At 55.8% G+C, this 10,404-nt stretch carries 6 protein-coding genes; 1 reads left to right on the forward strand and 5 read right to left on the reverse strand.

Annotated elements, in window-relative coordinates; genetic code table 11:
- Positions 1 to 171: 171 nt before the first annotated feature.
- The 5 genes from secD to ABYP39_RS14290 all read right to left on the reverse strand — a co-directional run bounded on the left by secD (position 172) and on the right by ABYP39_RS14290 (position 9,629).
- The gene (gene secD, locus ABYP39_RS14270) at positions 172 to 2,721 is read right to left on the reverse strand and encodes a protein translocase subunit SecD (RefSeq protein WP_372783171.1); all 2,550 of its coding nucleotides are present in this window, start codon (positions 2,719 to 2,721) and stop codon (positions 172 to 174) included.
- Positions 2,722 to 3,368: 647 nt separating this feature from the next.
- Positions 3,369 to 4,586: an acetyl-CoA acetyltransferase gene (locus ABYP39_RS14275; RefSeq protein ID WP_372747333.1), complete on the reverse strand. Its 1,218-nt coding sequence runs from the start codon at positions 4,584 to 4,586 to the stop codon at positions 3,369 to 3,371.
- A gap of 26 nt (positions 4,587 to 4,612) precedes the next feature.
- Complete coding sequence (locus ABYP39_RS14280; protein WP_372783173.1) at positions 4,613 to 7,087, reverse strand: TonB-dependent receptor; 2,475 nt, start codon at positions 7,085 to 7,087, stop codon at positions 4,613 to 4,615.
- A gap of 26 nt (positions 7,088 to 7,113) precedes the next feature.
- A complete protein-coding gene (locus tag ABYP39_RS14285; RefSeq protein WP_372747335.1) occupies positions 7,114 to 8,019 on the reverse strand; it encodes an NAD(P)H-dependent flavin oxidoreductase in 906 nt (301 codons plus the stop codon).
- Positions 8,019 to 9,629, reverse strand: a complete 1,611-nt coding sequence (locus ABYP39_RS14290) for a class I adenylate-forming enzyme family protein (protein ID WP_372747336.1) — start codon at positions 9,627 to 9,629, stop codon at positions 8,019 to 8,021. Before ABYP39_RS14290 ends, ABYP39_RS14285 begins: the two co-directional genes overlap by 1 nt.
- Positions 9,630 to 9,738: 109 nt before the next feature.
- Here ABYP39_RS14290 and ABYP39_RS14295 point away from each other — a divergent pair.
- Positions 9,739 to 10,404 (forward strand): carotenoid oxygenase family protein (locus ABYP39_RS14295; RefSeq protein ID WP_372783175.1); only part of this gene is annotated, 666 nt, incomplete at its 3' end.

Here is a 10,404-nt window from a genome sequence, read left to right on the forward strand (position 1 = left end):
GAGCAATGCGCCGATAAAAATGAACTGGTTGGATAGTTCGAGTGTCATCCGGTGTTTATTTCCAATGGATCGCTGCACTGCAAAAGCGCCCATCACACGTTCTTGACGCGCCACGCGTTGTTTACGTGGCGCGACGGGAAGCATGTGCGGCTTATTTTGCCAAACGAGTGATTAGGGTATCAGATCCAGCTCGCGCTGTATTTCCTCACGACTAGGCCTCAGCTGGGATTGGCCGCGTTGCAGGCGGCGCTTGCCCAGAACATACAGAAGCGGTGATGCGATCAGAGCTGAGGAACTGGTGCCAACTACGATACCAAACAGCATAGGCTGGGCAAAACTCGCCACCGCATGGCCGCCGGCTACTGCCATTGGCAGCAGTGCGATAAAGGTGGTGAACGACGTAAATACCGTGCGCGTCAGCGTGGCGGTGATACTTGTGTTAAGCAAGTTCAGCAGAGGCTGGTCGGGGGTAGCGCGAAAATTTTCCCGAATGCGATCAAACACAACCACTTTATCGTTAATGGAGTAACCAATTAGCGCCAGCAAAGCCGCCACCGCGGTCAGGTTAAACTCAATACCGAGCAAAGCGAAAAAGCCCAAGGTTTTGGTCAGATCTAAAGCGATAGTGATCGTTGCTGCAAGCGCAAAGTGCGATTCGAACCGCAACCACAAGTAAATCAACAAGCCGCCACTGGCCAGCACAATGGCAAGAATTGTGTCTTCGCCAAAATTGGCACTGATCTTGGGGCCTACCTGATCGACCCGGTCGATACTGGCCTCGGCGTGGGCGTCGCTAATCAAGGAGCGGATCAACTCAACCGTGTTAACATAGTTCAATTCTGTATCACTGTCGCTGGTGCTTTTCACGGGCAGTCTTACCAGATAACGGTCACTGTCATCGCTGCCGCCGATGCCCTGAACCGCAGCCGATTCGATGCCGCCACGGGCGAGCAACTGGCGTAGTTCACCTTGGGATGAATTGGGCAGTTCCAGTTCAATGACAGTACCACCGCTGAAATCCACACCGTAGTTAAGGCCGAAGTGATTGCCTGGATTCAACACCAGGACAATGGCGGCCAGCGATAGCACAGCGGAGCCGATCAGTCCGGCTTTGCGACCCTTCATCACATTCAGTGGCTGTCGAGTAAGGCTGTCGAGCAGGTGTTCCTTGGGCAGCGGCAACGGTTTGCGCCGCCGCCGATTAATGACCAGCTGCATTATCTGGCGGGTGACAGCCACCGAGGTAAACAGTGAGGTCAGCAGGCCAATACCGATGGTCACTGCAAATCCCCGCACCGGTCCGCTACCAAACATGAACAGTAGGCTGACAGCGATCAGTGTGGTGAGGTTAGAGTCCAGAATGGTCGCGTAGGCGCGCTCAAAGCCCTCCTGTAAGGCAAGCTGAGCGGATTTGCCACGACGCGTTTCTTCGCGAATGCGTTCGTTGATCAGAATGTTGGCGTCGACCGCCATCCCGATGGTGAGAATCAGACCGGCAATGCCGGGCAGGGTGAGGGTGGCACCTAACACGCTGAGTACACCGAAGATTAGCACCACGTTAATGCCCAACGCAGCGCAGGCAATCAGGCCCCAGGCGCGGTAACTCCAGAGCATAAAGGCGACCACCAGCGCGGCGCCGAGCAGACCGGTTGCCAGTCCCATTACAATGGAGTCGCTGCCCAGATCCGGGCCTACGGTGCGCTCTTCAACCACATGCAGTTTGGCGGGCAGCGCACCCGCGCGCAGCATTAACGCCAGGTTACTGGCTTCGGGTACTGTGAAATTCCCGCTGATTTCGCCGTTGGCACCAATCGTTGTTCGGATCACCGGCGCTGTGAGCACCCGCTTATCCAGTACGATAGCCAGTGCGCGGCCAATATTGTCACCGGTCAATTCGCTAAACAGGCTGGCGCCCTGACGATCGAGACGGAAGTTGATGACCGGCAGCCCCGATTCCTGATTGAAACCTAGTCGCGCATCACTGATATGCTCGCCGCTGAGAACCTGTTCCCGCTCCAGCTGATAGCGCTCTCCGCGTTCGTCGGCCAGTTGTATGGTTTGGTTGTAGGGTTCGGTGCGCCCGTCGGCAACCCAGTGAAAAGACATCTTGGCGGTGGTGCCCAGCAGCTTGCGCACAGACTGCGGATTATCCACACCTGGCAATTGCACCAGTATGGCATCGCGACCTTGGCGCGTAATCGTGGGTTCTATAAGCCCGCTTTCATCCAGCCTCTTGCGCAGAATATCGAGACTGCGTTCGATAGCGTCGTCGAGTAGTTGCGTTTTGTACTCGCTGCTCAAACTAATGGTAATCCGAGTGCCGTCACTGCTTACGCGATACAGCGGTTCACTGCCAGGCTCGCGCAGGTTGGCTTTAATAACCTGTTGTACTGCGGGCGTGTCGGCATTGCTGCGGCTACTAACCACAATACCGTGCTCGGTCGAGTTCATGCTTTCGATGCGCAGTTTGTTTTCACGCAGGATGCGACGCAGCGATTCGGCCAATTGCTGATTGTGCTCGCTGAGCAGTTGGCGGTTGTCTATTTCCAGTAGCAGGTGGGAACCGCCGCGCAGGTCCAGACCCAGTTTAAAGGTAGTGTCGCGATACCAGCTGGGCAGCTGCTCGCCTACGCGTGCAGGTAACACGTTGGGCAGCGCGCAAAGCACGCCCAGCAGTACAACCAGGCTGTAAACTACAGCCCGCATGGGAGATGTTTTCATCGGTATTCCTCTGTCGGCCCGAGATGGCCGGTTAATTGATGGTATCTGTTACATCAATAGTGAGGAGGGCGGCGCGCGGGCAGCGGGACGCCAATGATGAAGCGCGCGGGCAGATTCAGTTGTTGAACTTGGAACAGCCTGCCCAGCGTGCAGTCGTGGTGAGGAATCGAATTCAGAGGCAGGTAGCGCCGGGAGGGAATCGCTATCGCCGGAGCACGAGGGCCGAGCGTCTGTAAAGCGGTGACACAGACTGTCGACCAGACCATCTATAGCCAGTAGCTGTGATTGGGTGTTGTGCTTTGAAAAGTCTGCCGCCGCATAGCCAACCAAACCCCAGCACAGCGCAAGCACTAGGCTGGTTATGCTTAATCGTTTCAGGGGGCTGGTCATGTGGGCTCACAAGCGAGATGAAAAACGGGGCGATTATAGCAGTGAAAGCGGCTAAAAGATTCTGTGATTTTTGCGCAGGTTTTCGCATCTAAAAGCACCTCCGCCAACCTGCGAAACTGTTGCGCCGCCAGTGGTTGAGGGCCCAGAGAATTGCTTCTCACTGGTTGGATGAGGGCATTGTGAAGGGATGGCTTAAAGCGCGATGTGGATGCGCTATTTCCCTCTTCTTCTGGGAGAGGTCCGGGGTTAGAGCGGTTCTACACGCCCACCACAAAACTCGCAATCGTTGTTGCACTGCCACCAAGATTCAATGTTTGGGCAATTCGCGCACCGTCTATTTGTGCGGCGCCGGCAGTACCCGTTACCTGTCGGCAGGCATCCGCCAGCATGCGAATGCCTGTGGCGCCTACGGGATGCCCTTGTCCCATCAACCCGCCAGCGGGGTTAATAGGGATTATACCTTCGCGGGTAATGCGACCGTCTTCAATAGCCTGCCAGCTCTCGCCCGGGCCGGTAATGCCGAAGTGATCAATGGCCATGTACTCGGTGATGGTGAAACAGTCGTGGGTTTCTATCACGTCGATCAAGCCGGTGTTGGGTAAGCCAGCGCGGTGCTGCGCATCGTAAATGGCTTTAGCCACATGGGGGAAAATCAGCGCTTCGTCAGCGCTCAGCGCGATTTTGTCGCTCTGGCGAATTGTTGCAGTGGTGTGACCCCAGCCAAGAATACGCGGCAGTTTTTCCGGATCAGCTCCCAGTGCTCTGGCCTTGTCGGCACTGACCAGTAAAACAGCCGCTGCGCCGTCGGTAAACCCGGCGCAATCGTTGCGGCGCAGCCTGCCTTCAACCAGCGGGTTGCGGCTATCATCTGCATCAAAGCTGCCATCGGCAAACTGCCAGTCGCGGGTTTGGGCGCGGGGATTGTCTTTGGCATTGCCAAAATTGATTTTGCCAATCTCGCGCATGGCCGCTTCGTTAAGGCCATAGCGACGCTCGTATTCAGCGGCGAGTCCCTCGAACATATAGGGCCAGCAGAAGGTGGCGGCTTCTGATTCTTCACCGGCGAGTGCGGCACAGGCCATATGTTTAGCGGCAACTTCACCGCTGAGGTGACGCTCTTGCTCTACACCCAACGCTAGCACGCAGTCGTAGCGGCCTGCTTCTATTTCGGCCATGGCTGCCAGTACTGCCATACTGCCGGAGGCGCAAGCGGCTTCATGGCGGGAAATGGGCAAGCCGTGAAGTGCCGGATCAACGGCGGCCAGCACGCCACCCAATTGGCCCTGGCCATTGGTCAGCTCGGCAATAAAATTGCCCACATGCGCGGATTGAATTGCAGATGCCGGTACGTTTGCCTTGGTCAACACTTCTTCCAAGGCGGCGGTCATGATCTCATGCAGGCCTTTGCCCTCACGGCCCCAATGGCGGGCAAAGTCGGTTTGCGACCAGCCTAGAATAAAGACGTCTTTGCTCATGTAGCATCCCTCGTTGGGGCAGGTGTTTACCAGCGGTAGGTAAATTGGGCTGCAATGCTGCGTGGCCGTTCTATAAAAGCATAATGGCCAATGGCGCCAAATACACTGTTAGCCAACGACATACTGTTGGCATAGGTAATAATGACCTCGTCCGTCAGGTTTTTGCCGATCAAGGCAAGCTCCCAGCCGGCCGCTTCATCGGCAATGGCCGCGCGCAGATTCAGCTTGTAGTACGCGTCCTGCAGCATGCGGGGGTCAAGATCCTGAGTGGGATTGTATTCACCTGAAAACACTACATCAAATGCGCCGCGCAGGGTCAGGCCGTTGCTGAGCGGATTGTCATAGCTCAGCGACAGGTTGCCGGAGTAATCGGCAACATACTGATTTGTGTTGCCGGTGAAATCGCACAGCCCGTCGTCTTCCGGATCGGTCTGTTGTTGGTAGCATTGACCATTTTCAAATTCGGTGAATTCAAAGTCGAGCCAGGCCAGTGCGCCGCTTAGGGTCAGGGTGTCGGTCAGTGCAAGGCGACCGTCCAATTCCACACCCATGGTGCGTGCGGCGCCGGCATTGCCCACATTAAAGCCCAGGGTGCCGTCAAATATGCTCACCTGAAGGTCATCGTACTGGGTGATAAATGCGGTGGCATTGAGATCGGCACGACCGTGCCAGAGGGTGCTCTTGCTGCCAATCTCCATGTTTATGGCTTCTTCCTCCTCAAACTCGAAAGAGCCGAGAAATTGCTCGCTGGGATCGTCGCCGTAGTTGGGGTTGTGGGGTGCGGGATCGTCTGCCGCCGGCGACTGGTTGGAGCGAGCATCAAAACCTCCGGATTTAAAACCCTGACTCAGGGTGGCGAACAGCATGGTGCTGTCGCTGGGTTCATATTGCAGCGTGATAAGTGGCGACACGTTAGTTGAGGTACGGCTGCCGGTCAGATCCTGTTCTTCAACAGACAGTACTTTCGCCAGCACTGTGCGTACCTCTTGGGGGTCGAGGGTCTGGCTGCCGTCGTTGGTCAGCTTGATAGAGCGACTGCCCTCTTTGGTTTCATACGATAAACGCGCGCCCAGCGTGGTGCGCAGCGCATGACTCCAGTGCCAGGTGCCCTGAAAGAATACCGACCACAATTCGGTGTCGGTGGTGAAAACACGTGGTGTGCGCAAGCCGCGCAGGTGTTCACCTGCATCGCCCACGCCCGCAACGCCGCCGAACACATCGCCATCAATGGGCCGGTCGCCAAGGTCACCAGCGGCAGCGGCATCAGCCACATTCAGCAGCTCCGGTAGTATGGAGCTGTCGATACGCACCGCATCGAAATAATCCAGCTCGCTTTTCTGAAAGTAGGCTCCGGCGATATATTCAAAGTCGTCACCGACAGGAGAAACCCAGCGGAATTCCTGGCTGAACTGTTGGTATTCTTCCTGCAACAGTGCATCAAAAACTTCGGCGCCGGTAAAATCCACATCGGCCACTTCTTCAAACTCGTAGGCCATTACGCCGGTAATAAAGGTCAGGATATGGCCGTCGAGATCGTAATCGGCCTTGATGGTCAGATTGCGGGTATCGTTGTGGCTGTAGTCGCCATTTGAAGAGCGCTTATAGTCCTGATAGTTATTGAGCACGGAATCATCGGCGTTGATATTCAGTGCGCCAGGCACTTGTGTATTGTTAAGAATCTGCGCGTAGGTTCGTCCCGCAAACAGCGGATTAGTTGAATTGGAGGGTACATCGGTGACCACTTCCACTTGGCGCCCGGTCACATCAAATTTGCCCGCTTCCAGTTTGGTCAGAATCTGCAAGCGGTCGGAAAAGGCCCAGTCGATCAACAACCGCGCCGTGACCTCATCGCGAGCTGGCTCATCGCGGTCTAACGTCAGGTTTTCGATATAGCCATCCATCTGTCGGTAGCGACCGGCGAAACGCATACCCACGGTGTCGCTGATGGGCCCGGATAGAATCAGATCAGCCACCTCCTCTGCGTGTTCAGGTTCGTAAAGCAACGATATTACGCCTTCACTGTCTTCTGCGGGGCGACGCGAGTGAAGGCTAATGGCACCGGCAATGCTGTTTTTGCCGTACAGAATATTCTGTGGTCCGCGCAGTACTTCCACACGCTCCAGATCAAGAAACGGCGCACGTGACAGTTGGGCGCGACCATAGTAAATACCGTCAAAATACATGCCCACGGATTGCTCAAAGCCCTGATTGATGCCGCTGCCCAAACCACGAATATAGATATTGGTCCCGATGCCGGTTTCCGACATGGTGAAGTTGGGGATGTAGGCCTGCAGGTTTTCTATTTTATCAATACCTGCTTCAAGCAGTTTGTCGCCGCCCATGGCACTCACCGATACCGGTACGTCCTGTAAGCTTTGAGAGCGCAACTGAGCAGTTACGATCACTTCTTCCAGAACAGGGGAGCTGGCTTGTGCGAGTGTATTGCCCAGTACGGCGAATGTTGCCGTGATGAAGGAGCATTTTAGCGTGCGTCGGTTCATTATTTTTTTCCTCCGCGTAGTTCTAACTACGCCGATAACTGCTGTTTCAATTCTTCCACAATTTCCGCTATCGACTGCAGGCGCTTGACCGGCCCCACCGACTGGCCCGCCGCCCAGATATCTTTCCAGCGTTTGGCATCTACACTGGCGCTGACATCCATCTTTGCTTTCTCGGGCATATTGGTTGGATCAAGCCCCGCCTGCAGAAGTGATTCACGCAACCAGTTGGCGGCCACGCCGGTAATAGCGTCGGAGCAGACAATGTCGTCTACGCCGCTGTCGATCACCATTTGTTTGTAGCCGTCGGCGGCCATGCTTTCGCGGCTCGCCAGAAAGCGGGTGCCCAGATAGGCAAGGTCGGCCCCCAGCGCCTGAACTGCACGAATGCCGCGCCCGGTAGCAATACCGCCGCCCAGAATCAACGGGCCATCCCAGAATTCGCGCACCGAATCTACAAACGCAAACGGACTGAGCGGCCCGGTATGACCACCCGCGCCAGAGCAAACCAGCACCAGACCATCTGCACCGGCATCCACGGCCTTGCGTGCAAAGGAGGGACTGATCACATCTGCAAACACGAGTGAACCGGCCGCATGGGCCTGCTCGATAATATGGGTCGGACTGCCGAGCGCGGTAACGATAAGGTCGGGCTGGTATTCCAGCAGCAATTCAAGATCTGCATCGCGCCGTTGAAACGTAGGGTGCACAATCAGGTTGGCCGCCCAGGGTTTGTTCTGACAGCCTGCTTTTATTGTGTCGAGCCAGTCTTTCAGCTGCTCACTGGTACGAGCGTTCTGGGTGGGAAAGGAACCTAGAATGCCGGCGTTAGCGGCAGCGATAACCATCTCAGGCCCGGATATCAGAAACATCGGCGCCTGTACAACAGGTAATGTGAGGCGCGAACACAGGGTCTCAAAGCGTGATTCGCTCATCAGACGGCGGTCTCCAGTTTTTTTGCCAGTTCGTGGCGCAGTACTTTGTTTAGTGGATTGCGGGGCAAGGCCTCAATGGCCAACACTTTTTCCGGCCATTTGAATTTGGCCAGTCCACACTCCTGCAGATAGGAGGCGAGGTCGTCGACCGAGACAGCCGTTTCACTCACCACAAAGGCGGCAATACGTTGACCCAAATGTTCGTCGGGATAGGGCGCGACGGCTGCTTCCTGAATGGCTGGATGGCCCGCCAGCAGTTGATCGATCTCTTCGGGAGATATCTTCATGCCGCCGCGCACAATCAGATCTTTGCGCCGGCCCACAAAGCGGTAATAGGCATTTTTTTCACCGGCAATCTCAAACAGGTCGCCGGTGCGAAAGAAGCCGTCTTTGTCGAATACTTCACGGTTGGTCTCTGCACTGCGCCAGTAACCTTCAAACACCGTATCGCCGCGAATGACCAGTTCGCCGACTTTACCGGGTTGTTCAATCACTTCACCTGTTTCAACATCCAGCAGCCTTGTATGAAACACCTTGGCTATGCGGTTGTGCCATTGCAAGTCTGGCGCGCCAAAGCGTGGGAACAGGCTGGCTCGTGCTTCAGGCTCTGGAACATCTCGGGCGTCAGATACCAGGCAACAGCCTTCGTTAGAACCAAACATGTTCACTACATCAACGCCGAGCTTTTCTTTGAAGCCAGAAATCATCGATGGTGCCAGCGGTGCACTACCAGAGCCAATAACGCGCAGGCTGGAGAGATCGCGGCTGTTCATCAATTCCGGTTTGGCCAGCAGCAACGACAACAGCGCGGGTGGTGCCACGGTATACAGCGCTTTCTCTTCTTCTATCTGTTGCAGAAAAACGGGTAGGTCAAGTGGGTGGTGTAATGCCAGCTTGCCGTGAACGGACAGCCAGTACACAAGGAAGACACTGATGGCTGCCATATTCACCATGGGAAAGGGCGCTACCATTGCCGCCCCCTTGGGCAGGGCGGTGGCGTCTTCAAAGGCCGGAATCATGGCCAGCCAGTGACGGTGACGGCGTGGCACGCCCTTGGGTAGGCCGGTGGTGCCGGAGGTCCAGCACAGGGTAAACAGAGCGTCACCGTCCGGAATGGCCACCTCTTCCAAATCGCGTGCAGCAGTTTCAAGTGCTGGCCACGCTGCATCCTTTGCGTCGACGGAGAATCGCAGAGTGCTCTTGGGAATCAGACCGTCAAACTGGACCAGTGGATTGTGCTCCTTGAACCTGCCACAACTGATCACCGCGCGGGGGTGGGTATTGTCGATAATCATCCGCAATTCGTGAGATTGGTACTGCATGGGCGCAGGCGACAGGATAAGCCCAAGCCGGGCCGCCACCAGATACATCAACGGCAGCTCTACAATATTGGGCAGTTGCACAACCACAACGTCACCGGCGCGCAGACCAGCGCTGTGCAGTTGCCCGGCAATGCCCAGTGCAGTTTGCTCGACTTCGGCAAAGCTCAGGCGACGCGGGTTGCTGCCGCACAGGTCGTGCCGGTTTGGCGGATCAAGTAGTGCTTCCTGCTCTGGCGCGGCGGCAACAGCGCGCTGAAACAGGTGCCAGAGTGAGGTGTCCTCGGCCATGATGTTTGGTCTCCCTGCTTGACAGGTGTTATGTAAGTTCTACAATGAAATCTTACGCTTGCATTACAGAACCTGTCAACTGAGCTTAGTGAAAGCACCGGAGAATGTCATGAGCGCGGTCAAACCTCTGCACGAATCGTCGTCGAACCCAAATAATAAAAATCCATATCTGCACGGTCTTTATGCGCCCGTCGGGGAGGAAAGCACCTGCGTTGAGCTGAAGGTAACAGGTGAGATCCCAACAGACCTCTGTGGCAGTTACTTGCGCAACGGTCCCAACCCTTTGCAGACACCGGTTGGCATGCATCACTGGTTTGATGGCGATGGGATGATGCACGGCGTGTATCTGGAAAATGGCAAAGCGGAATACCGCAACCGTTATGTGAAATCCGAGGATTTTATCGACGATTCAAATGGTCAGTGTCTGGTGGGCGGGGTGATGGAGCCCGCCACCATGAAACGCGAACCCAAGGTATACAAAGACACAGCCAATACCGACGTCATTCTGCATAACGGTGAGCTGATGGCACTGTGGTACATCAGTGGCAATCCGGTGCGGCTAGACCCACGAACACTTGATACCCTGCGCGAAGAAAATTTTGGCGGCACCTTGCCACGTCATGTCTCGGCCCACTCCAAAACTGACCCACGCACCGGCGAGTTTCTGTTTTTTGATTACGCGCTTTATGAGCCGTGGATGAGCTGCGGTGTGGTGAATTCCGACAATGAGCTGACCGGCTTTCAGACTGTAGAGTTGCCAGGGCCGCGTCTGCCC

Source organism: Litorivivens sp. (genome assembly GCF_041625495.1).
Taxonomy (GTDB): domain Bacteria; phylum Pseudomonadota; class Gammaproteobacteria; order Pseudomonadales; family Spongiibacteraceae; genus Litorivivens.